The organism is Sphingomonas sp. SP4 (assembly GCF_058313375.1).
This window is the reverse complement of record NZ_JBZFLE010000002.1, coordinates 1022401-1044295: the sequence shown is the minus strand read 5'-3', so window position 1 is coordinate 1044295 and position 21895 is coordinate 1022401. Positions and strand designations below refer to the sequence as shown.

19 protein-coding genes are annotated in these 21895 nt (G+C 62.7%); 10 read left to right on the top strand and 9 right to left on the bottom strand.

Going from position 1 to position 21895, the window contains the following annotated elements; genetic code table 11:
- Nucleotides 1-5 precede the first annotated feature (5 nt).
- The 4 genes from AC4GYV_RS14630 (at nt 6) to AC4GYV_RS14615 (ending at nt 4904) form a co-directional block, all read left to right on the top strand.
- Complete coding sequence (locus tag AC4GYV_RS14630; RefSeq protein WP_491101429.1) at nt 6-359, top strand: hypothetical protein; 354 nt, start codon at nt 6-8, stop codon at nt 357-359.
- 104 nt (nt 360-463) lie between these two features.
- Nucleotides 464-2368: a hybrid sensor histidine kinase/response regulator gene (locus AC4GYV_RS14625; protein WP_491101428.1), complete on the top strand. Its 1905-nt coding sequence runs from the start codon at nt 464-466 to the stop codon at nt 2366-2368.
- Between the two features lie 97 nt (nt 2369-2465).
- Nucleotides 2466-2921, top strand: a complete 456-nt coding sequence (locus tag AC4GYV_RS14620; RefSeq protein WP_491101427.1) for a hypothetical protein — start codon at nt 2466-2468, stop codon at nt 2919-2921.
- A 138-nt stretch (nt 2922-3059) separates the two neighbouring features.
- On the top strand, nt 3060-4904 hold the full coding sequence (locus AC4GYV_RS14615; RefSeq protein WP_491101426.1) for an autotransporter domain-containing protein: 1845 nt from the start codon (nt 3060-3062) through the stop codon (nt 4902-4904).
- On the opposite strand, the gene AC4GYV_RS14610 is transcribed toward AC4GYV_RS14615, so the two are convergent.
- The 7 genes from AC4GYV_RS14610 to AC4GYV_RS14580 all read right to left on the bottom strand — a co-directional run bounded on the left by AC4GYV_RS14610 (nt 4901) and on the right by AC4GYV_RS14580 (nt 13047).
- The gene (locus AC4GYV_RS14610; RefSeq protein WP_491101425.1) at nt 4901-6352 is read right to left on the bottom strand and encodes an amidohydrolase family protein; all 1452 of its coding nucleotides are present in this window, start codon (nt 6350-6352) and stop codon (nt 4901-4903) included. The two genes, AC4GYV_RS14615 and AC4GYV_RS14610, sit on opposite strands and share 4 nt — an antisense overlap.
- 79 nt (nt 6353-6431) lie before the next feature.
- Nucleotides 6432-8021, bottom strand: a complete 1590-nt coding sequence (locus AC4GYV_RS14605) for an SMI1/KNR4 family protein (protein ID WP_491101424.1) — start codon at nt 8019-8021, stop codon at nt 6432-6434.
- A 52-nt stretch (nt 8022-8073) separates the two neighbouring features.
- Entirely contained in the window at nt 8074-10275 is a 2202-nt protein-coding gene (gene uvrB, locus AC4GYV_RS14600) for an excinuclease ABC subunit UvrB (protein WP_491101423.1), read from the bottom strand.
- Between the two features lie 72 nt (nt 10276-10347).
- The gene (locus AC4GYV_RS14595; RefSeq protein WP_491101422.1) at nt 10348-10917 is read right to left on the bottom strand and encodes an OmpA family protein; all 570 of its coding nucleotides are present in this window, start codon (nt 10915-10917) and stop codon (nt 10348-10350) included.
- A 123-nt stretch (nt 10918-11040) separates the two neighbouring features.
- Nucleotides 11041-11334: a hypothetical protein gene (locus AC4GYV_RS14590; RefSeq protein ID WP_491101421.1), complete on the bottom strand. Its 294-nt coding sequence runs from the start codon at nt 11332-11334 to the stop codon at nt 11041-11043.
- Nucleotides 11335-11439: 105 nt separating this feature from the next.
- Nucleotides 11440-11940, bottom strand: a complete 501-nt coding sequence (locus AC4GYV_RS14585; RefSeq protein WP_491101420.1) for a phage holin family protein — start codon at nt 11938-11940, stop codon at nt 11440-11442.
- A 108-nt stretch (nt 11941-12048) separates the two neighbouring features.
- The gene (locus AC4GYV_RS14580; RefSeq protein WP_491101419.1) at nt 12049-13047 is read right to left on the bottom strand and encodes a ligase-associated DNA damage response exonuclease; all 999 of its coding nucleotides are present in this window, start codon (nt 13045-13047) and stop codon (nt 12049-12051) included.
- Between the two features lie 50 nt (nt 13048-13097).
- Here AC4GYV_RS14580 and AC4GYV_RS14575 point away from each other — a divergent pair, with 50 nt between their 5' ends.
- Genes AC4GYV_RS14575 through AC4GYV_RS14560 form a run of 4 tightly spaced genes read left to right on the top strand, consistent with a single transcriptional unit; the run spans nt 13098 to nt 16458 of the window.
- Complete coding sequence (locus AC4GYV_RS14575; protein WP_491101418.1) at nt 13098-13277, top strand: hypothetical protein; 180 nt, start codon at nt 13098-13100, stop codon at nt 13275-13277.
- Nucleotides 13274-15688, top strand: a complete 2415-nt coding sequence (locus tag AC4GYV_RS14570; protein WP_491101621.1) for a ligase-associated DNA damage response DEXH box helicase — start codon at nt 13274-13276, stop codon at nt 15686-15688. The genes AC4GYV_RS14575 and AC4GYV_RS14570 overlap by 4 nt, the downstream gene beginning before the upstream one ends.
- Before the next feature lie 42 nt (nt 15689-15730).
- The gene (locus AC4GYV_RS14565; RefSeq protein ID WP_491101417.1) at nt 15731-16012 is read left to right on the top strand and encodes a hypothetical protein; all 282 of its coding nucleotides are present in this window, start codon (nt 15731-15733) and stop codon (nt 16010-16012) included.
- Entirely contained in the window at nt 15988-16458 is a 471-nt protein-coding gene (locus AC4GYV_RS14560) for a hypothetical protein (protein WP_491101416.1), read from the top strand. Before AC4GYV_RS14565 ends, AC4GYV_RS14560 begins: the two co-directional genes overlap by 25 nt.
- A 3-nt stretch (nt 16459-16461) precedes the next feature.
- Here AC4GYV_RS14560 and AC4GYV_RS14555 read toward each other — a convergent pair whose 3' ends face one another.
- Nucleotides 16462-16968, bottom strand: coding sequence for a winged helix-turn-helix transcriptional regulator (locus AC4GYV_RS14555; protein WP_491101620.1), 507 nt, complete (start codon nt 16966-16968; stop codon nt 16462-16464).
- Nucleotides 16969-17087: 119 nt separating this feature from the next.
- On the opposite strand from AC4GYV_RS14555, the gene AC4GYV_RS14550 reads away from it, so the two are divergent.
- Together AC4GYV_RS14550 and AC4GYV_RS14545 are read left to right on the top strand one after the other, a co-directional pair.
- The gene (locus AC4GYV_RS14550) at nt 17088-17405 is read left to right on the top strand and encodes a CC_3452 family protein (RefSeq protein ID WP_491101415.1); all 318 of its coding nucleotides are present in this window, start codon (nt 17088-17090) and stop codon (nt 17403-17405) included.
- A gap of 93 nt (nt 17406-17498) precedes the next feature.
- Complete coding sequence (locus AC4GYV_RS14545; protein ID WP_491101414.1) at nt 17499-19589, top strand: RelA/SpoT family protein; 2091 nt, start codon at nt 17499-17501, stop codon at nt 19587-19589.
- Here the strand turns inward: AC4GYV_RS14545 and AC4GYV_RS14540 are convergent.
- On the bottom strand, nt 19586-21877 hold the full coding sequence (locus tag AC4GYV_RS14540; protein WP_491101413.1) for an NADP-dependent malic enzyme: 2292 nt from the start codon (nt 21875-21877) through the stop codon (nt 19586-19588). The two genes, AC4GYV_RS14545 and AC4GYV_RS14540, sit on opposite strands and share 4 nt — an antisense overlap.
- Nucleotides 21878-21895 lie beyond the last annotated feature (18 nt).

Genomic DNA, 21895 nt, shown 5'->3' with positions numbered 1-21895 from the left:
ATCACATGAAGCGCCCGATCATCGCCGCTGCGGCCCTCGCCGCGTGCTCCACCGCCACCGTCGCAGCGCCCATGCCGGACGCCGTCAAGCGCGACGTCCAGTGCTTCGTCATCTACGGCTCGATCACCGGCCAGGTGAAAGACGACCGCCAGCGTGCAGTCGCCCGAGCGGGGACCATGTACTACCTCGGCCGCATCGACGCGCGCGCGCCCGGCCTCGACCTCGCCCAGGCGGTTCGCGCGGTCGTCCCTGCACTCAAGGCCAGTGCCAAGACGATCGGCCCGGCATGCGAGGCGCAGCTCAACCAGCGCGGCCGCGCCTTGACCCAGCTCGGCGAGGCGCTCCGCAAGTCCCGCTAGGCGTCCCTCATAAGAACCTGCCAAGACGTTTCGTATGTGCAACCGAGCAGGCGCTCGGGTGTTGACGGCCCGTGCCTTGGGCGGGCCGAGGGGAATCGAGTAGCGTGACTGATCTGCTTTCCGACGATCCATTCCGGCTGCTGGTGCAGTCGATCGTCGACTATGCCATTTATTTGCTGGACCCGAACGGGAACGTGACGAGCTGGAATGCCGGTGCCGAGCGCATCAAAGGCTTCCAGGCGGAAGAGATCGTCGGAAAGCATTTCTCCGCCTTTTACACTGACGAGGACCGCGCTGCCGGGATGCCCGCGAAGGTTCTCGAGACCGCGCGCCGGGAAGGGAAGTTCGAGGGGGAGGGCTGGCGGGTACGCAAGGACGGCTCTCGCTTCTGGGCCAGCGTGGTCGTCGATGCGATCAAGGACGGCGAGGGCAACTTGGTCGGCTTCGCGAAGATCACCCGCGACATGACCGAAAAACGCGCCGCGCAGCAGGCTCTGCTGGAGGCCGAACGCCGCTTCCGGATTCTCGTCCAGGGCGTCACCGATTACGCCATCTACATGCTGGACCCCGAGGGGCGGGTGACCAACTGGAACGCCGGGGCTGAGCGCATCAAAGGCTACTCGCCTGACGATATCGTGGGCGAGCATTTCAGTCGCTTCTACACGCCCGAGGATCTCGAAGGCGGGGTTCCCAAACGTGCGCTCGAAACGGCGCGAGAGGCGGGCCGCTACGAAGCCGAAGGTTGGCGGGTTCGGAAGGATGGATCGCGCTTCTGGGCAAGCGTTGTGATGGACGCAATCCGGGACGAAGACGGGGAGCTGATCGGATTCGCGAAGATCACCCGCGATCAGACGGAAAAGCGTGAGACGCAACTGCGTCTGGAAGAATCCCGCGAACAATTATTCCGCTCGCAGAAGATGGAGGCGCTCGGACAGCTCACCGGCGGCCTCGCCCACGATTTCAACAATCTGCTCACGGCGATCCTCGGAGCCGCCGACCTTGCCACGCGAAACATCCAGGATCCGGAGAAGCTTCGGCGGATGCTCGACGGCATCCGCAATTCGGCTCAGCGCGGCGCCACCCTAACCAAGCAGTTGCTCGCCTTCGCCCGCGCGCAGCCGCTCGAGATCAAGCAAATCGAGCTCAAGGATTTCCTGAGCGACGTGATCACGCTTGTCCGCCCGTCACTACGCTCGGACATCGAGCTCGTCACCGAATATTCCGATCAGATCTGGCCAGTCGACGCTGACGCCGGTGCGCTGGAACTTGCGATTCTCAATCTCGCCTTCAACGCGCGCGACGCGATGAAGGACGGTGGCACGTTGAAGATCAGTGCGCAGAATGTCGTGCTGAACGGCCAGCCGGACTGCCTCAAGGGCGAACATGTCGCGCTCCGGGTCAGCGACACAGGCATGGGCATGTCAGCGGAAACGCAGGAGCGCGTGTTCGAGCCCTTCTTCACGACAAAGAGTTTCGGCGAAGGCACCGGGCTTGGACTTAGCCAGGTATTCGGCTTCACCAAGCAGATCGGCGGCGGCGTGACCCTCGAATCTGAGCTGGGCAAAGGAGCGACCTTTACGCTTTACCTGCCTGCCAGCCGCGGAGCGACCGTCGCGGAAAGCCGCTCGAACGGATCGCAGGCACTGGGGCGCGCGCTCGTCGTCGAGGACGACACTTTGATCGCGGAACTTGCCGCCGGCATGTTGGGTGAACTGGGTTTCGATGCGATCGTGGCGCACAGTGCGAAGGAAGCGCTCGACCGCTTGGCTGCGGGAGAAAAGCCGAAGCTGGTCTTCACCGATATTGTGATGCCAGGCGGAATCAGCGGCATCGAACTTGCCCGCAAGGTCCGCCAACGCTTCCCCGAACTGCCAGTACTCCTGACCACAGGTTACAGTGAGCAGGTCAGCGGAACTCACGGCTTCGAAGTGCTGCAAAAGCCGTACGAACTCGAAAGTCTCGCTGCCGCGCTCGGAAAGATTCTAAAGCGAGAAATCGCCACCAGCTAGGACACTTACCAGTCGCGCCTTGACAGTCCGCCCAAATTGGGAGCCTCATCCAATTCGGCCGCGCAAGTGGGCCGCGGCTGTTGGAGGGGGAAGACCAATGGCAACGACTGCACAAGTCCGTACGCCCGTGCACCTCTGGATCGTGGGTGTCCTGTCTTTCTTGTGGAGCTGCTTCGGCAGCTACGACTATTTGATGACCCGCCTGCGCAATACCGACTACATCGCGTCGGCCATGCCCGGCGTGGACCCGAACACCGCGCTCGACTGGGTCGATGCAATGCCGATGTATGCGCAATTCGGCTGGGGCCTTGGCGTTTGGCTCGCGCTTCTCGGTTCAATATTGCTTCTGGTGCGCAGCCGCTGGGCAGTTTGGTCCTACGGGGTATCACTACTCGGCGCCGTTTTGAGCCTCGGCTATCAGCTGCTCCTTGCGCCGCCGTTACCCGGTGCCGAAGGACTGATGTACAAGCTGATGCCAATCGTCATCATTCTCGTCGCGCTTGCCTTGTTCCTTTACGCGCGAGCGATGGCGAAGAAGGGCGTGCTCCGGTAGAACTGTTGTTGCGGCAACGCCGCACTTGTTTGCGAATTGTTGCGAGTGACGGCTTCTCACTTGCACGCCTGTCAGCAATCGCCACGATGCTTTCCTAACGCTCGGTGCTTTTAGCCGAGCTTGGGGGAGGGATCATTCATGTTGTCCAAGCGCTTCCGTCGCGCGTTCGCTTGCGCGTCGCTGATTAGCATTGCTGCTTCTTCAACGCCGGCCGCGGCGCAGCAGATCGACCGCATCGTCGCATTCGGCGACAGCTATGCCGACACGGGCAACGCATTCGCGCTCGGTTATGCCAATCCGCAACTGTTGGCGATTTATTCGACCGGGCGGTTCTCCGGCGGCAGCAACTATATCGATGACCTGTCCCACATCCTCCAGGTGCCGGTTCAGAACTTTGCGATCGGCGGCGCCTTGGGCGGCACGAACACCACAACGCTTTGTTTCGACCCGGTCTACGGAGCGCCTTTGTGCGGCAAGGGTCTGCAATATGAAGTCGACCAGTTCCTTGATGTCGGCACTCAGTCACCAGTCTTTCCGGTCGCGTCGACCACGCTTACGCGCAATGACCTGCTGGCGATCTCCATCGGCGGTAACGATGCGCGCGTCTACCAGCAGGGCGGCGGAACACTTGCAAACGCGGCCGCTGCAGGCACCGTGGCAGCCGCGGCAACGAGCGTGCAACTCGACCGCCTGGCCGCGCTCGGCAACCCAACCATCAGTTTTCTCGCGCTGAACGGCGCCGTAGCGCCCGAAGTCGCCAACGATCCAGCCGCGCAAGCCATCCGTGGCACGTTCGCGACCGCTTACTACTCCTCGCTTCAGCCGACGCTTGCCGGCTACGCGGCGAACGGCTCCATCGTCCATTACCTCGACGGCCAGCTGTTGCTTCAGAACGTCGCCGCAAATCCCTCGGCCTTTGGGATTACGAACGGGCTCGTCTGTCCGATCTTCCCCGATCCGACCTGCATCGTGAACTCGAACGGCTATCTGTTCTACGGCGACGCGCTTCACCTGACGTCGCAGGGCTTCAACATCGTCGCCCGTTACGTTGCGGTACAGCTCAACGGACCGCTGACGCTGCAAGGGCCCTCGGACATGGGCTTCGACACCGCGCGGCAATGGGGAAGGACGCTCAACAGCCGCAGCGATTTCTACGGACGTGGAGACGTCAAAGAAGGCATTCGCGTTTATCTGGTCGGCGACGCTTTCTCTCGCGATCTGGCCCAGAGCGATGAAAATGCCGCATTCAAGGTGCGCGGGACCGGTGTAACGCTCGGCGCAGAGTACGGCATGCCTGCCGGCCTCGTGGGCATCGCGGTCAACTACAGCAATCCAAGAGCCGAATTCGGAAACGAGAGCGCGCGAGATTCCTCGCACACGTGGCAGATCGGCGCTTACGGCAGTCTCAGCTCAGGCGGCCTCTTCGGCCAAGGCTACATCGGTTACGGCAAGGACAGCATCCGCGTCCGACGCCTCGGCGTTGTCGAGAATATGAGCGCCAGCCCCGACGGCAACCACACCGTGGCCGGCGCCAAGGGCGGCTATCTCATGCCAGTCGGCGGGCTGAAGGTCGGACCGATCGCAGCGATCGACTATGCCCGTGCCAAGGTCGACGGCTACACGGAGAACGGCGACCCCGCGCTCACGCTGAATGTCAGCAGCCAGAGCCTGCAGGCTGTCACCGGTCAGATCGGTTTCGAGGCGCGCGGCGATCTCGAGGGCCTCCGTCCCTTTGTCGATCTGACTGCGGAACATGACTTCAGCGGGGACAGTCGCCTGATCCGATTCTCGCAAACCAGCGCCCCCGTCATCGTCAATGAGTGGGCCGTGACGCGCGACAAGGAGACGTACGGCCGCGTTGCCGGCGGTGCGTCGGCCGACATCACCAGCCACATCAGCATCGACGCTTACGCCTCCACTACACTCGGCCACGACCATGGCGAGGAAATGGGCGGCCAGCTGTCGATCAGGGCCCGCTTCTAGGCGGGAAGCCCTCCATGCTCCTGCTGGAGCGCGAGGAACTGGCGGCGCGTGGAAGGGCCGAAAGTGCGGAAGCTGGGGTTGGGCGCTGTTCGGTAATCGGCGCGCCTGACCTCTAGCCCCGGCGTTCGGATCTCCGCGACGTTCAGCCCGTAAACGCGCGCAGCATTCAGGCCGAAGATCTTCCGCTTCACCTCGGGCGTGAGCGCCGGATAGCCGTACTTCTCTTGATACTCCGGGCTGATCTGAAAGGCGCGGAAGGCCTGAATCTGATCCTGCGGACTTCCGTACCAGATCGAATCCGTGCCCCAGATAATTCGGTCCTCTCCGAAGGTCGTAAGGAGTTTGCCCAAAACATGCGCGGCTTCATCCGGCCGGCTCATGAAATGACGCCATGTCGAGCCAAGTTCGGCGTATAGGTTGCCGCTGTTGCGCTGCAGACGGGCTCCCTGATACGCCTTGATCAGCCGGTCGACGCCTTGTCCCCCGGGATTGTAAGGTCCCTCCTTCACACCGGGCTGAAACGCCGAGTGGTAGACAAGGAACGTCAGGTCCGGGTTGGCCTTGGCCGCAATGCCCATATCCCGCGGCGAGCTCATCTCCTCCTGCATGCCGTAAAGCGACACGCCCTTGTGCACAGCAAAGGTCCTCACGCCGAGCTTCCGCGCCTGATCGAACACTCGGGCGGCCAGTTCGCCATCGAGCATGTAACCGGCGCCATTCGGTCCCCACTGCGGATAGAGCTTCCAGGCTGAGATCTTATGCTGGGCCTTCCAGGCCATCGCGTCGATCTCGCCCGGGATGTTGGGCAGGATGCCGCCGTGAATCAGCGCGCGGTGCTTCCCGCCGCCCAGTCTCTCGATCAATGAGCGAGCCTCGCCCGCGTAAGCGATTGGCGTAGGATTGCCGTCATCGGTTCCGAACAGCGCAGACACCACGCCCGCGTCAGTGTCGCTGTCGAGAAAAACTTCTTTGACCAGCGACTGGGCCGAATAGCAGTCGTATTCGCCTTCCTTGCATTTCTGCGCCTGCGCGAATGCCTGGCTCAACGCGGAGCGCCATTGCTCTCCGGCCTCTCCCTTCGTCCACTTGCCGTTCGGATCGACGGTATGCAGCTGGACGTCGAAGATGAACTCATTGCCGCCGAGGGTCTGTGCGGCAGCTGCCTCTTCAAACGTCGCGCCGTCTTCCAGCGCGTAGCTGCCGCCCGCCTGCGGATTGACGCGATTGCACGCCGCCAGGACAGCGGCCGAGCCCATCGCGCTCGTCAGGAAAGCTCGCCTCCCCATCCCAAGCCGGCGCGAATTCTCGCTGGCGATCTCATGCGCCATCGCGTTCGCGGCCCGCTGCGAAGCCGTCTTCGGGAGCGGCAGGAACTCTCCGTTGGAAGTGCCGTCGAACCGTATCGGAAGCCGAGTGCCGTCGGGGTCAAGATCGTGCGGGTAAGCCATGGCCGCCACCCTCCTGTTCGGGCGGACAGGCTATCCGAACGTTAGCTGCCGCAAAGCGTCTTTCGACAAACGGTAGCGATCAGCGCGAGCCATGGCGCCTGCGAACGGCATCTTCCCAGCCTACCTCCGGCAGACCATGCGCGGCCCGCGCCTCAGGGCTTGAGTAAAATTCGAGGGCCCTGCGGACGTAGACGTCTTCATCCTGGAACCGCGCCGCGCTGCGCTGGCGCGCCTGTTCTCGTCGCTCCTCATCTTCGCTCCAAGTGCGGGAGCTGAGCCATTGCTCCAGCATCTCAGCGATCGAGCCATGTTCTTTGGCGAACGACCGGCGCCAATAGCCACCATGGATATCCTGCATTCGCGACGGATCGTATGTGGTGATCCCGCCTGTCTCCAGATCCACGCAGCCGATTTCCTCGTCACATTCCCAGATCGGCAGCAGCTTCGCGGGCCAGGGCTCGCCTCCAGGGCCCTGCGGCTTCGACGTAAGCTTGCGATATAGCGCAAGCATCTTGGCAAGACTCACCAGCCCTTCGCCCGGCCCAAAGCCACCATCAGCAATCCGGTACAACTGGCGCAGAGGCTCGGGCAGCGAAAATCCCAGCGTATCGTCGGCGTGTGCGAGGGCCGCTTCGGTCGCCGGTGCGCCGAGCTTTCCGCCCGCACCAGCTTTTACCATGACCATACCCGGACCGGGGCCAGTCACCATGCTGAGCTGAGGCATCCCGACAACCGGCGCGATCTTGCTCAGGCCTTTCATAAGTCCCGCCAGACCCGAAAGTGCATGCGTCGGGATGTGCTGGGCATTGCGCTCCAGTTCATCCTCCATGTCTTCAACACCGAAGGGCCGAGAGCGTCTTTGTGCTCCCGCCATGTAGGTTCGCCGCTGCGGATCCAGTGCTCGAGCTTGGACGCGCGTAAAAAACTCGGCCGGAAGTGCCGGCAGATGGGCATGATTGATCGTCCGCGTCTTCTCCTCATCGGCCGCTCGCCTTGCTTCCCTGTCGGCTTCGACCCGCTCCCTGCGCGCAATCTCCTCGGCAGGCGGGGCCCAACCGGCGTCTGGGCCGCCTTCGATAACCGTAGGCGTTTCTACCCACCGCTCCAGCCAGGCCTCGACCGTCGGCGATTGCGGCACGAAGGACGCCAGCCACTTCTTCTCGCTCGCCTTCTTCGGGGGCTTGGTCCAAAGCAGCACTTCGCCGCTATTCCGGTCCACGCAAATCCGCTTGCCATTCATGTACACGATCGGAAGCAGCGCTTCGGGCCATTCGCGGCCGCGCTCCTTCAGCATGTCGGCGCGCAGCTTCGAATAATCTTTCGCCCAGTTGGACAGGCGCCGGATGCCCCACGATGGTCCGAACCCGCCATCGCCGATCTCCAGGTAGAGCTGGCGCAATTGGTGGGGAAGCTTGAACCCAAGCGCTTTCTCAACCTTCCCCACAGCCGCTTCGCTCATCGGCTCGATGGGCTTGAGCGGGTCGACATCGGCAGGCTCATGGCTGAAGGCGGCACCGACCAGCATGCCAACCAAGCCGCCGGACGACGCGTGCTTCCTGCGCAGCTCCTTTGGCATGCGCTGGTAATCGCCCTCGCCGGTGCGGCGCCAGTCGTCCTTTATGCGCTCGCGAACACGTTCGATCAGCGCGGCTTCGATGCTACCCGCCATCGCAAATTCCCCCTGTAGCAGGCGAATTTACCAGCGGATCGCAACCAGAACGTTAACCCCGGCGTCCGCCGAAGCGAGTCCTCTGCTGCTTGCCGAACCGGCCCTTTCGAGTGCCCGGCTTGCCCTCCGTCGAGTTGCCGAGCGGACGCGGCGCAACGCGCTCGTCGTGCGGGATTCCGAGGTCGTCTTCCTCCAGTCGCCGGATCTCGTCGCGAAGCCGCGCTGCTTCCTCGAACTCGAGGTCGGCGGCTGCCTTGCGCATGCGTTCTTCGAGGTCGGCGATGTATGCCTTGAGGTTGTGACCGACGAGGTGCGGCCGCTCTTCATCGCCGGTGTCCACAACCACGCCGTCACGCGTCGCGACGTGCGCGATGATGTCGGCGACGCTGCGCTTCACGCTCTCCGGCGTGATGCCATGCTCGGCGTTATATTCGAGTTGCTTCTCGCGGCGTCGGTTGGTCTCCGCGAGCGCGCGTTCGATCGAGCCCGTTACCGTGTCGGCATAGAGGATGACGCGGCCTTCGACGTTGCGGGCCGCGCGGCCGATCGTCTGAATCAGCGACGTCTCCGACCGGAGGAAACCTTCCTTGTCCGCATCGAGGATCGCGACCAGTCCGCACTCCGGAATGTCGAGGCCTTCGCGCAGCAGATTGATGCCGACGAGCACATCGTAGACGCCCAGACGCAACTCTCTGATCAGCTCGATGCGCTCAAGCGTCTCGACGTCTGAGTGCATGTAACGAACTCGCAGGCCCGCCTCATGGAGATATTCAGTGAGGTCCTCGGCCATGCGCTTGGTCAGCGTCGTGACGAGCGTCCGATAGCCCTTCGCAGCCGTTTTCTTGGCTTCGTTGACGAGGTCGTCGACCTGGTCCTCGACTGGCTTGATCTCCACCGGCGGGTCGATGAGGCCGGTGGGGCGGATCACCTGCTCGGAGAAGACGCCCCCGGTCTCGTTCATTTCCCACGGACCCGGCGTCGCCGAAACGAACACCGACTGCGGACGCATCGCTTCCCATTCGTTGAAGCGCAGCGGGCGGTTGTCGATACAGCTCGGCAGCCGGAAGCCGTATTCCGCCAGTGTGATCTTCCGCCGGTGGTCGCCGCGAGCCATCGCGCCGATCTGCGGCACGGTCTGGTGACTCTCGTCAATGAACAGAAGCGCGTTGTCGGGCAGATATTCGAACAAGGTCGGTGGTGGCTCTCCCGGCAGCCTGCCCGTCAGGAAGCGAGAATAATTCTCGATGCCGGCACACGATCCCGTCGCCGCGATCATCTCCAGGTCGAAGTTCGTCCGCTGCTCCAGCCGCTGCGCCTCCAGAAGGCGTCCTTCAGCCGTCAGTTCCTTCAGCCGTTCCGCCAACTCGTGACGGATCGCTTCCATTGCCTGCTTCAGCGTCGGCCCGGGCGTCACATAGTGCGAGTTCGCATAGACCTTGATGCTGTCGAGGCTTGCGACCGACTTACCGGTTAGCGGGTCGAATTCGGTGATCTCTTCGATCTCATCACCGAAGAAGCTCACACGCCACGCCGTGTCCTCATAGTGCGACGGGAAAATCTCGAGATTGTCGCCGCGCACCCGGAAGTTGCCGCGCGCGAACGCTTGGTCGTTGCGCTTGTACTGCAGCGCGACGAGCTTCCTGATAACCTCACGCTGGTCCTCCGCGCTGCCCTTCTTCAATGAGAAGGTCATCGCCGAATAAGTCTCGACGGAACCGATACCGTAGAGGCAGGATACCGACGCAACGATGATCACGTCGTCGCGCTCCAGTAGCGACCGCGTCGCCGAGTGGCGCATGCGGTCGATCGCCTCGTTCACGCTCGACTCCTTCTCGATGTAGGTGTCGGTGCGCGGAACGTAAGCCTCGGGCTGGTAGTAATCGTAGTAGCTTACGAAATACTCGACGGCGTTGTCCGGGAAGAAGCTCTTGAACTCGCCATAGAGCTGCGCCGCGAGGATCTTGTTCGGAGCGATGATCAGCGCGGGCCGCTGCACCGTTTCGATGACCTTCGCCATCGTAAAGGTCTTGCCGGAGCCGGTGACGCCGAGCAGCACCTGGCTCGTCTCACCATTCTCGGCGATTCCTTCGACCAGCTCGCGGATCGCGGTTGGCTGGTCGCCTGCGGGCTCGTAATCCGACACGATCTTGAAGAGCTTGCCGCCCTCAGCCTTTTCCGGGCGCGCGGGTTTGTGCGGCACGAATGCCGGCGAGGTTTCCGGCTCTTCGAGCGAGGTCCTGATCTGGATTGCCATCAAAGGCTATATGGTCACCGTGACCTCTTCGAACAACGGAGGGCCAGCTTCTCCGTTCAAAGCAGACGGCGCCTACTTTGAAAGCACGATAACCATCGTTGGTTGGGCGGCGTTGGCCGCCGTCCGTGCAGGCGGCAGTTGGGTTGCAGCAGTGATCCGCGATGGATCGATGCCGCGATTCAAGATTTCGGTTTCGACCCGTTGGGCGCGCTTCTGCGCCAATGCCTGACGAGCGGCTGCGTCTCCACCCTCGTAAGCGACGACATAAAGGTGGGCTTTCAATTGCTGGTTGGACTGCAGCAAGCCAGCGAGACGATCAAGCCGCGCCCACCCTGCTTCGGTCGGGTCGGCTGTATTCGGTTTGAAGTTTCGCTCGCCAAGCGTGAATGCCTGGGTGCGATGCGCACCAGTGTTGAGCCAACTTACGATTTTGCCGCCGAATGTGTGGGCTCCAAGATATTCCGTATCGCCGCCGATAACGACGAGTTGATCGTCGCCGGAGTCCCCCTTTGCCACCACCGACACCGGCCGCATTGCCGTGACCAGGCTGTGCGCCACTGCCAAGATCATCACGGCTACGATCGCGACCAGCAACCATATGGCTAGCTTGGCTTTTCGATCCATTGCGCGGCGGGCGGTCATCGGCGAACACTCTGTGATTGGTCACCGAATTTTACCCGCCCGCGACACTCGAACTATGCGGGTTTCTATAGAGAGGCGGAGCGGATGAGAGCCAATTTCCCACCCGCCTGGCCCAAGAGTCCTTCAGAGGGATGCGCCTTGATCGCGGCGATCATATTGCTCTCCGGCAGCAGGAGGCGGGCCAGCTGTCCCGGACCCATCGCGGCGCGGTCGCTGTCCTTGCTCCCCGTCTCCGCCAGCGCTCAACCGCTCACGGATCCGATCTACCACACGGTTGATGAGCGGCGATCGCGCAGTTGCCAGCAACCAGATCGCTCCGCCCACCATCATCGCGACGGGCAACGGATTTTCCTTGGTCAGGCGCCACGCCTCTTCAGTCCATTCCATCGCATCCTCGCCGATGATCGACCGCGTCATCTCGCGTGGATTGAGCTTGTTCTCCAGCTTCTCGACGGTCTCTCCCCCATCGCGTCCTGAGTCTCGGCGACGTCCTGCTCGATGGCCGAAGCTTCATCTTTGGCGTTAGCGGTCATGGCGGTGTCCTTCATTTGAGTTTCCGGAAATAGCGGACGGAGCGCGTTCGAGCGTCTCGCGCGTCCGGTTCATGCGGAGCGAACTCTGCTGGATCTTCTTCCGCCCCGCGGCGAACATCGCATATGCGACGATCATCGAAACGGCCGCGACGATGAGGGTTCCCGCCCACAGCGGCATCGCCTTGTCGAGAAGGAACGACAGACCCATTAGCATGACGCCGAGTCCGGCAATGCCGACGACCGCCGCGCCTGCCATCGCGCCGGCCGCCTGCATCAGGTCGTCCATTGAAGCGCGGACCTCGGCCTGGACCAGCTTCGCCTGCTGCTCGGCCAAGTGACTTCCCTGCTCCGCAAGCTGACGGAGCAGCTCAGGAATGCTTTCTTCGTCGCGACGTTCATGCTGGCTTCGCTGTTCAAAGCTGAACGCACTCCGCTCGTTATATTTGGTATCGCCTCCCGGGCTGGGCGCGCGTGTTCTCATGTCGGCCATATCGGCTCTCCTGTACGCAAGTTACTGATCTGTAGAGCAAACGGCGCGCGTCGTTGGTCGTTGCTGGCGTTCCGCATGCTCAACGACGCCTAGTGGTTGGATCGCGGCTCAGTCGTCTTCATCCTCGTAGCCGACGAGGTTCAGCTCGCAGGCCTTGATCTGGTGCGTCATGCACCAATGCTTGAGCGCTTCTTCGCGACCGTGGGTGATCCAGACCTCCTGCGGCTTCAGCTCACGTATGGTCGTTGTGAGTTCGTCCCAGTCGGCGTGGTCGGAGATGATCAGCGGCAGCTCGACGTTCCGTTGCCGGGCACGCTGGCGAATGCGCATCCAGCCTGACGCCATTGCTGTCACGGGATCGGGGAGCCGACGCGACCATCGGTCGTTGAGCGCTCCCGGCGGCGCAATCACGACATGTCCCGCCATCTCTTGTTTCGTCGCGCTGCCCGTATGGCGAAGCTCGCCCAGCGCCACGCCGAAGCTTTCATACAGTTGGTTCAACCGCTCCAGCGCGCCGTGAAAGTAGATCGGCTCCTCATGTCCTCTGGCCCGCAGCTCGGTAATGATCCGCTGCGCTTTCCCCAACGCATAGGCACCGACCAATACGCAGCGGCTCGGGTCGGAGTGGAGCCGATGCAACAGCCGGTCGATCTCGCTGCCTGTGTCAGGATGACGGAACACCGGCAGTCCGAAGGTCGCCTCAGTGATGAAGATATCGCAGGGCACAGGCACGAAGGCAGGGCACGTCAGGTCGGACCTACGTTTGTAGTCGCCAGAGACCACGACCTTCTCGCCTTTATGCTCCAGCACGATCTGCGCGGAACCGAGCACGTGGCCGGCGGGAACAAAGCTGACGTCCACCTCGCCGATGCGGATGCTTTCGCCGTAAGTGATCGGCTGACCACTCTGCGGACCACAGCGCACTTCCATGATCGCCAGGGTCTCCGGCGTCGCCAACACCGCGCCGTGCCCGCCGCGGGCGTGATCCGAATGACCGTGCGTGACCATCGCCTTCGCGCGCGGCTGCGAAGGATCGATCCACGCATCCGCGGGACGCACGTAGATCCCCTCGGGGTGAGATTCGATCCAGGAACCTAGCCGGGCCATCGGGCACTATATAAGCGAGAAACCCGAGAGTTCCCGGGGAGGAGAAGCAAATGGACGAAACCCAGTGGTGGATTATCGACATTGTCTTGCCGGCGATCCTGCTGATCGTGCTGATCTGGCTGGTGATGAAGCGTCGCTCAAACCGCACCAGCGGCCCGACCGAGGCCGCGACGCGCGATCTTTATCGCGAGGAAGAGCAGCGCCGGCGCGAGGGGACTGACGACCTCTGAACGAACGCGCGCTTCCGCCAGCCGTCCGGCAATGGTTTGAAAGCAAGGGCTGGGCGCCGCGCCGGCACCAGCTGGAGATGTTGTACCTTGCCCGGCGCGGGCGGAGCGGTTTGCTCGTGGCAGCCACAGGCGCGGGTAAGACGCTCGCGGGATTTCTTCCGACCATCTGCGATCTGGCGGAACAGCCGAGCGAAGGGCTGCACACCCTGTACGTGTCGCCCCTGAAGGCCCTGGCGGTCGACGTTCAACGCAACCTGATTGGCCCCGTGGAGGAGATGGGCCTGCCGATCCGCGTCGAAACGCGCACCGGTGACACCCCGTCGGATCGCAAGGCGCGGCAGCGGGTGAAGCCGCCTCAGGTGCTGCTGACCACGCCGGAATCGCTAAGCCTGCTGCTGAGTTATTCCGACGCAGCCACGATGTTCGAGAATCTACGGACGATCATCGTCGATGAGGTCCATGGCTTTGCCAAGGAGAAGCGAGGCGACCTCCTGTCGCTGTCGATGGCTCGATTGCAGAAGCTTGCGCCCGATCTCCGGCGTGTGGGGCTGTCGGCGACGATCAGCGACCCTGACGCCTATCGATCATGGCTCGCCTCGGACGCCGACATGGAAACGGTCGACCTCGTGCTCGGCGACCCCGGTGCAGAGCCTGATCTATCGATCCTCATCCCCGAGAATCGCATTCCGTGGGCGGGCCACTCTGGCCGCCACGCCGCTCGCGAAGTGATGAAGCTGATCGAGGCGCACAAGACCACGCTCGTATTCTGCAACACGCGCAGTCTTGCCGAGCTGATCTTCCAGGACCTGTGGGCGGTGAATGACAATGGACTGCCGATCGGCATCCATCATGGTAGCCTTGCAGTCGAAGCGCGCCGCAAGGTGGAGGCAGCGATGGCCGCCGGCAAGCTCGGGGGGCTGGTCGCGACAGCCAGCCTCGACTTGGGCATCGATTGGGGCGACGTAGACCTGGTAGTGCAGATGGGCGCGCCGAAGGGCAGCTCGCGCCTCTTGCAGCGGATCGGACGCGCCAACCACCGGCTCGACGAGCCGAGCAAGGGCATCATCGTCCCGGGCAATCGCTTCGAATATCTCGAAGCTCGGGCGGCGCTCGATGCGATCGACGATGGCGAGCTAGATCCCGAGGTATTCCGACCTGGGGCGCTGGACGTTCTTGCCCAGCACATTCTCGCGATGGCTGTGGCGGCGCCGTTCCAGCAGGATGAGCTGCTCGCGGAAGTCCGCTCCGCTGCGCCTTACGCCGGACTGAAGCAGGAAACTTTCGAGGAGATTCTCAACTTCATCGCCACGGGGGGCTACGCGCTGAAGGCCTACGACCGCTTCCGCCGTCTCGTCCCAGAGCAAGGCGGCATGTGGCGCATCGCCCGGCCCCAAATCGCGCAGCAGCATCGGCTCAACGCCGGCGTCATCGTAGAGCAGCCGCTTCTCACTGTTCGCTTTCGCAACGGCCGCAAGCTCGGGACGATCGAAGAAGGCTATGCGTCGACACTCGCGCCGGGAGACCTGTTCTTCTTCTCCGGCCTGAGTCTGGAGGTCGAGCAGTTCAAGGACGCCGACATTATCGTGCGAGCATCCTCGAAGTCGGGCCGGATCGTGACCTACGGCGGGCAGCGCATGTCGATGTCGACCCACCTCGCCAATCGGGTCCGCCACATGCTCTGCGACCGCAACGACTGGCACCGCTTCCCCGAAGACGTCAGCGAATGGCTGGAGGTCCAGTCCGAGCGTTCGGTCTTGCCTGAGCCGCATCAACTACTCGTCGAGACATTTCCCCACGAAGGCCGTCACTACATGGTCGCCTACAGCTTCGAAGGCTGGAATGCGCACCAGTCGCTCGGCATGTTGATAACCAGGCGGATGGAGACGGCGGGGCTGAAGCCCCTTGGGTTCGTCGCGAACGACTATGGCCTGGCTTGCTATGGGCTTGAGCCGATCACGGACCCGAAATCGCTCTTCTCGCCGGACATCCTGGAGCAGGAGTTCGTCACGTGGGTCGAAAGCTCGATGCTGCTCAAGACAGCGTTTCGAGAAGTTGCCGTGATCGGTGGCCTCGTCGAACGCCATCATCCCGGCAAAAAGAAATCCGGGCGGCAAGTCAGCTTCTCGACCGACCTCATCTACGATGTCCTGCGACGCTACGAACCTGGGCATCTCCTTTTGCGAGCCGCATGGGACGATGCCCGTCGCCGCATGACGGAGCTCGGACGCCTTGTGAGGCTCGTCGATCGGGCGTCCGCAACCATGCTTCACGTCGAACTCGACCGAATTACGCCGATGGCAGTGCCGTTGATGGTGATCGTCGGGCGTGAGGCGCTGCCACCTGGGGCGGAAGCCGACGAATCGCTACTTATGCAAGCCGAAGAGCTGGCGAATGCGGCGATGCTGCTCTGATCTTTCATTGCTGCTTCATCCAACTTCTGCGACGCTTCGGCGATGAAACGCGTGTTCCTGCTTGTTGTCCCGGCCCTACTGTCCGGATGTGTGGTCGGCACCGTCGCCAAGACGGCCGTCGACGTTGCCACCTTGCCCGTGAAGGTCGTGTCGGCCGGCGTCGACGCGGCGACAACAAGCCAGTCGGAAGCCGACGAGAAACGCGGTCGCGAAATGCGCAAGCAGGATGAAGAGCGCGGAAAGCAGGCGCGCCTGGCCGAGCAACGCTGCCGAAAGGGCAAGCCGCTCCCCACCGACTATTGCGCGCAGGCGGCCCAGCGCTGAGATACTTCCTCGACACCGAATATAATGGCGTCGGCGGTGCGCTGCTGAGCCTGGGAATGGTGCCCGATGACGGTGATGAGCTCTATCTCACCTTCCAGACCGACGAACCCATCGTCGATTGGGTCCAGCGTCACGTCGTCCCATATCTCGACACGGTGCCCGAGCAGCTTTCCTGTCCGCGCCTCACCCGACACGACGCAGTGCATGCGCTCGAACGCTACCTGCGGCACGATCCGGAGCCGATCATCGTCGCCGACTGGCCGGAAGACATTGCTCAATTCTGCAACCTGCTAGTCACCGGTCCCGGCAAGATGATTGACCTTCGGCACCTGACTTTCCGTCTCGTGCCGATGAGCAATTTCAGCACGGCCGCTAACAGCAGGGTGCCGCACAACGCGCTACATGATGCGCGCGCGCTTCGCGATCACGTGCTGGAGCTAGAGTAGCCCTTATTCCGCGGCGGCGACGGCGCGGTGCATCGGCAGACCGGCTTCCTCGCGATCGATCCAGGTCAGCTCATTGAGGCTGAGCGGACGACCGTCCTGGGCCTGGACGCAGATTCGGCGTACCGGCTTGTGGTCGCGCGCATCGGCAAGGACTACGTTCATCTGGCCGTAGCCCCAGTCCTCGCCCCACTGACGTAATGCCAACAGGGCGGGCAGCAGGCCTTCGCCTTTCGGCGTCAGGGAATAAATCACCTTTCGACGGTCTGACGGATCCGGGTCACGTTCCAGAATGCCGCCCGCGACGAGTCGCGACAGGCGGTCCGAAAGGATGTTGCGGGCAATTCCAAGCCCGGCCTGGAACTCTTCGAAATGCTGAAGACCATTGAGGGCGCCACGAAGAATCAGGAACGCCCATTTCTCACCAATCAACTCAACCGCAGGCGGAAGCGGACAGGCGAGTGCCGCCTCCTTGAAGCGGTCGATATGCGACGTAAGCGTCTCTACTGACATACCGCCTTCTCCCCTGATGAATCTCATTGAACCACAAAGGAGTTCCAAAAAACAGTTGCGAGTTGAAACTATATTGCTTATTGGTTTCGTATCGCAACTGATAACAGGAGAGCTCTGCGATGCTTCGCACCCTTTTTGCCTTTTCTGCGCTTGCGCTGACGGCCACCGCTGCGACTGCCGCTAGCTATTCCGCCAAGCCCGTTGTTGCGGTCAGCGACCGCTTCGTCACCCGCGACGTCATCTGGAATTGCGGGACCGCAGGCTGCCAGGGCGCGACCGAGGAAAGCCGCCCGGTCGTCCTTTGCCAATCGCTCGCAAAGCAGGCGGGCCGAATCGAAAGCTTCCTCGTTGATGGCCGTGCGCTCGCCGCGGCCGACCTCGAAAAGTGCAACAGCGCCGCGAAAGAGCAGCGCGGCAAGGCCCTCGCAGCCCAATAAGATCCCCCTGGGGCGGCGTGGTTACCCTCCCTCTGCGCCGCCCCCTTCCTTTCGCGCTTGCACAACAGCGCTTCGCTCCCCCATCTTAGAGCCGTGCTTCGACAGTATGAGTTGGTCGAGAAGGTCCGGACCTACGACCCCGACGCCGACGAGGGGTTGATCAACCGCGCCTACGTTTTCTCGATGAAGGCGCATGGCTCACAGGTTCGGGCATCAGGCGATCCATATTTCAGCCATCCGATCGAAGTCGCCGGCATCCTCACCGATCTGAAGCTCGACGATCAGACGATCGTCACTGCGATCCTCCACGACACGATCGAGGATACTCTTGCCACTACTGAGGAGATCGAAAAGCTCTTCGGGCCGAACGTTGCGCGGCTGGTCGACGGTGTCACCAAGCTGAGCAAGATCGAGGCGCAATCGGAGAGCGAGCGAGCGGCCGAGAACCTTCGCAAGTTCCTCCTCGCACTTTCGGACGACATCCGAGTGCTGCTCGTGAAGCTCGCCGACCGGCTCCACAACATGCGGACGCTCTACCACATCCCGTCGGAAGAGAAGCGCCGCCGCATCGCGCGCGAGACGATGGATATCTACGCGCCGCTCGCCGAGCGCATCGGCATGTACGAGATGATGACGGAGATGCAGACGCTCGCATTTCGGGAGCTCGAGCCAGATGCATTCGCCTCGATCACGCGTCGGCTGAAGCAGCTGCAGGATCAGGGTGGCGATCTCGTCAACCGCATCGGCCTCGGCCTCCAGCTCTATTTGGCCGACAACGGGCTTCAGGCCGAGGTGACTGGCCGCCAGAAGCACCCCTATTCGATCTGGAAGAAGATGGCCGAGCGGCACATCAGCTTCGAGCAATTGTCGGACGTGATGGCCTTCCGGATCATCGTTGACGACGTCGGCGAATGTTATCGCGCGCTTGGCCTGATCCACAGCCGCTGGCCGATGGTCCCGGGCCGGTTCAAGGATTACATCTCGACGCCCAAGCGCAACGGTTATCAGTCGCTCCACACTTCCGTGATCCACGATTCGAAAATGCGGATCGAAATCCAGATCCGGAGCCGTGCGATGCATGAGCAGGCCGAACGCGGCCTCGCGGCGCACTGGGCCTACAAGGAGGGCAAGCCCAAGGGCGAAGTGAGTATTCCGTGGGTCGACGATCTCGTAGAAATCCTAGACCACGCAGAGAGTCCCGAAGAGCTGCTCGAGCACACCCGGATGGCGATGTACCAGGACCGGATCTTCGCCTTCACACCAAAGGGCGAGCTGATCCAGCTGCCGAAGGGCGCGACGCCGGTCGATTTCGCCTACGCCGTTCACACCGACCTCGGCGACCGCACAGTGGGAGCGAAGGTCAACGGCCGCGTCGTGCCGCTGCGCACGATGCTGGAAAATGGCGACCAGGTCGAAATTCTCGCCTCGGAGGCTCAGCACCCGCAGCCGTCGTGGCTGCGCTTCGTCGCCACCGGCAAGGCGCGCGCGGGCGTGCGCCGCTTCGTCCGCCACAAGGAACGCGACGAGACGATCCAGCTCGGCCGCCAGATCTACGACGAGATTGTCGCGCGTCTTCCCGCGGAGCTCGACAAGGACGCACAGAAGCGCGCCCTCAAAAAGCTCAAGATCGAAAATGAAGACGAGCTGATGATCGCGATCGCGCGCAAGCGGGTCAGCGATGAAGCGCTGATGGAAGCCCTGATGCCGGGCTCAGCCGGCGGAGATGTGGCCCCCCGTCCGCTCGGCCAGCGCAAGGCGATCTCAATCAAGGGCCTTACACCCGGCGTCGCTTATCACCTCGCACAATGCTGCCACCCGATCCCAGGCGATCGCATCGTCGGCCTTCGCCGCGAGGATGAGGAAATCGAAGTCCACGTCATCGGTTGCGACACGCTCGCGAGCGGCGTCGATGCTGACTGGCTCGACCTCGCCTGGGGCGAAGGTTCGGACGGCGGCGCTGCTCGCCTGTCCGTGATCCTGCGCGACATTCCGGGTGCGCTCGGCACGATGTCGGGCATCCTCGGAGCCAAGCACGCCAACATCATCAATCTTCAGCTGGTCCACCGCGATGGCAGCTTCCAGACCTTCCATCTCGACATCGAGGTGCACGATCTCGCGCACCTGCACGCGATTATCGCCGCGTTACGCGATGCTGAGCCCGTGAGCTCGGTCGAAAGGATTTAGCGCCTACGCGCCGCCTGACGTTGCTGCCGTGCGTGTGCGTCATTGGCGGCTAGGACCGCGAGCATCACAAGGTCCGACGCCGTCGCCGTCATCGTCGCGATCTGTACCGGTTGCTCAAGCCCAAGGATGTACGGCCCGAGCACATTCTCGCCGCCGAGCGCCCGCAGGAGCTTCGCCGAGAGGCTCGCCGACTGAAGGCCGGGCATCACCAGGATGTTGGCCGGCCCGCTCAGCCGCGAGAACGGGTAGTAGCGACGCTGATATTCGTAATTGAGCGCCACATCAGGTGCCATCTCGCCTTCATATTCGAAATCTGCCTTGAACCCGTCGAGCAGCTTCACGGCGTCGCGCAACGCTTCGACGTGCATGCCCGGAGGATTTCCGAAGGTCGTGTAGCTCGAAAAGGCTACGCGCGGCTCCAGCCCCATGCGCTTAGCGAAGGACGATGAGCGCATTGCGATCGCCGCATATTGCTCGGCTGTCGGACGCTCGGTGACGGCCGTATCAGCAATTAGGATCGTGTGATTGCGGCTGACGACGAGGTTGATACCGAACGGCGTCGCGCCCGGTTCATCGTCGATCACGGTGCGCACCTGCCGCAACGACTGGCTGAACGGCCTCGTCGTCCCGGTGATCATCGCGTCCGCTTCGCCGAGCGAAAGCATCGCCGCAGCGAAATAGTTACGGTCTTGGTTGACCAGCCTCTCGACCTCGCGCCGCAAATAGCCGTGCCGCTGATGCTTCTCGTAGATGTGGTCGACCGCGCGGCCGACCAGCGGCGAGTTGCGGCTGTTGAGCACCTCATATTCGCGCGGATTCTCGACGCCGAGTTCGGCGAGCAGGTCGTAGACATCTTCGCGACCGACCAGCACCGGGGTTCCGTAGCCACCTTCCTTGAAGGCGATTGCGGCACGCAGCACGTTTGGCTCCTCGCCCTCCGCGAACAGCACGCGCTTCGGGTTCGCCCGCGCACTCTCGTAGGCGAGACTCATGACGGCGACGGTCGGGTTAAGCCGCGCCCGCAGCTCCTGGCGATACGCCTCCATGTTGGCGATCGGCTTTTGCGCAACGCCGCTCTGCACTGCTGCTTCGGCGACCGCCGACGATACCGTCTCCATTAATCGCGGATCGAACGGCGCGGGAATGATGTAGTCGCGGCCGAAGCTCTGCGACCTGCCGCCGTAAGCCGCAGCCACTTCCTCCGGCACCGGCTCACGCGCCAACTCGGCGATGGCCTCGGCGGCTGCGATCTTCATCTCATCGTTGATTGCCGTCGCGCGTACATCGAGCGCGCCGCGGAAGATGAAGGGGAAGCCAAGGACATTGTTGACCTGGTTCGGGAAGTCCGAACGTCCGGTCGCGATGATCGCATCGGGCCGTGCCTCCATGGCCAGCGGCGGCCAGATTTCCGGATCTGGGTTAGCCATCGCAAAGATGATGGGCTCCTTGGCCATCGTTTTCACCATCTCGGGCGTCAGCACGTTAGCCGCGGACAGGCCGAGGAATACGTCGGCACCTACTAATGCTTCGGCAAGTGTCCGCCGGTCGGTGTTGACCGCATGTGCCGATTTCCACTGGTCCAGGTCGTCGCGGTCCTTGGTGATCACGCCCTTCCGGTCGCACATCAGTACATGATCCTGGCGAACGCCCATTGCCTTGATCAGCTCGGTGCAGGCGATCGCGGCCGCGCCGGCGCCATTCACGACGACCTGGATCTCGCCAAGATGGCGCCCGGTGAGGTGGCAGGCGTTGATGAGCCCCGCCGCCGTGATGATCGCGGTGCCGTGCTGGTCGTCGTGGAAGACAGGGATGTTCATTCGTTCTCGAAGTGTCTGCTCGATGATGAAGCAGTCAGGCGCGGCTATGTCCTCGAGGTTGATGCCGCCGAACGTGGGCTCGAGCAGCTCAACTGCATCGATGAAGCGCTGCGCGTCCTCCGTCTTCACTTCGATGTCGATCGCATCGACGTCGGCGAAGCGCTTGAAGAGGACGGCCTTGCCTTCCATCACCGGCTTGGACGCAAGCGCTCCCAGATTGCCGAGACCAAGGATCGCGGTGCCGTTGGAAATGACTGCGACCAAATTGCCTTTGGCCGTATAGTCGTAGGCACACCCGGGATTCTCGGCGATGGCGCGCACGGGCACCGCGACGCCCGGCGAATATGCGAGCGCCAGATCGCGCTGCGTCGCCATTGGCTTGGTGGCGACGATCTCGACCTTCCCCGGCCGTCCGCGCGAGTGAAACTCCAGCGCCTCGGCTTCGGTATATTTGACGTTGCTTTCCGACATGGCGTCGGGCCTTAGCGG

Bases quoted from the DNA above. Each gene is read 5' to 3' on its own strand.
- AC4GYV_RS14630 (WP_491101429.1), top strand. From the start codon at position 6: ATGAAGCGCCCGATCATCGCCGCTGCGGCCCTCGCCGCGTGCTCCACC.
- AC4GYV_RS14620 (WP_491101427.1), top strand. From the start codon at position 2,466: ATGGCAACGACTGCACAAGTCCGTACGCCCGTGCACCTCTGGATCGTG.
- AC4GYV_RS14615 (WP_491101426.1), top strand. From the start codon at position 3,060: ATGTTGTCCAAGCGCTTCCGTCGCGCGTTCGCTTGCGCGTCGCTGATT.
- AC4GYV_RS14610 (WP_491101425.1), bottom strand. From the start codon at position 6,352: ATGGCTTACCCGCACGATCTTGACCCCGACGGCACTCGGCTTCCGATA.
- AC4GYV_RS14605 (WP_491101424.1), bottom strand. From the start codon at position 8,021: ATGGCGGGTAGCATCGAAGCCGCGCTGATCGAACGTGTTCGCGAGCGC.
- uvrB (WP_491101423.1), bottom strand. From the start codon at position 10,275: ATGGCAATCCAGATCAGGACCTCGCTCGAAGAGCCGGAAACCTCGCCG.
- AC4GYV_RS14595 (WP_491101422.1), bottom strand. From the start codon at position 10,917: ATGACCGCCCGCCGCGCAATGGATCGAAAAGCCAAGCTAGCCATATGG.
- AC4GYV_RS14590 (WP_491101421.1), bottom strand. From the start codon at position 11,334: ATGACGCGGTCGATCATCGGCGAGGATGCGATGGAATGGACTGAAGAG.
- AC4GYV_RS14585 (WP_491101420.1), bottom strand. From the start codon at position 11,940: ATGGCCGACATGAGAACACGCGCGCCCAGCCCGGGAGGCGATACCAAA.
- AC4GYV_RS14580 (WP_491101419.1), bottom strand. From the start codon at position 13,047: ATGGCCCGGCTAGGTTCCTGGATCGAATCTCACCCCGAGGGGATCTAC.
- AC4GYV_RS14575 (WP_491101418.1), top strand. From the start codon at position 13,098: ATGGACGAAACCCAGTGGTGGATTATCGACATTGTCTTGCCGGCGATC.
- AC4GYV_RS14565 (WP_491101417.1), top strand. From the start codon at position 15,731: ATGAAACGCGTGTTCCTGCTTGTTGTCCCGGCCCTACTGTCCGGATGT.
- AC4GYV_RS14555 (WP_491101620.1), bottom strand. From the start codon at position 16,968: ATGTCAGTAGAGACGCTTACGTCGCATATCGACCGCTTCAAGGAGGCG.
- AC4GYV_RS14550 (WP_491101415.1), top strand. From the start codon at position 17,088: ATGCTTCGCACCCTTTTTGCCTTTTCTGCGCTTGCGCTGACGGCCACC.
- AC4GYV_RS14540 (WP_491101413.1), bottom strand. From the start codon at position 21,877: ATGTCGGAAAGCAACGTCAAATATACCGAAGCCGAGGCGCTGGAGTTT.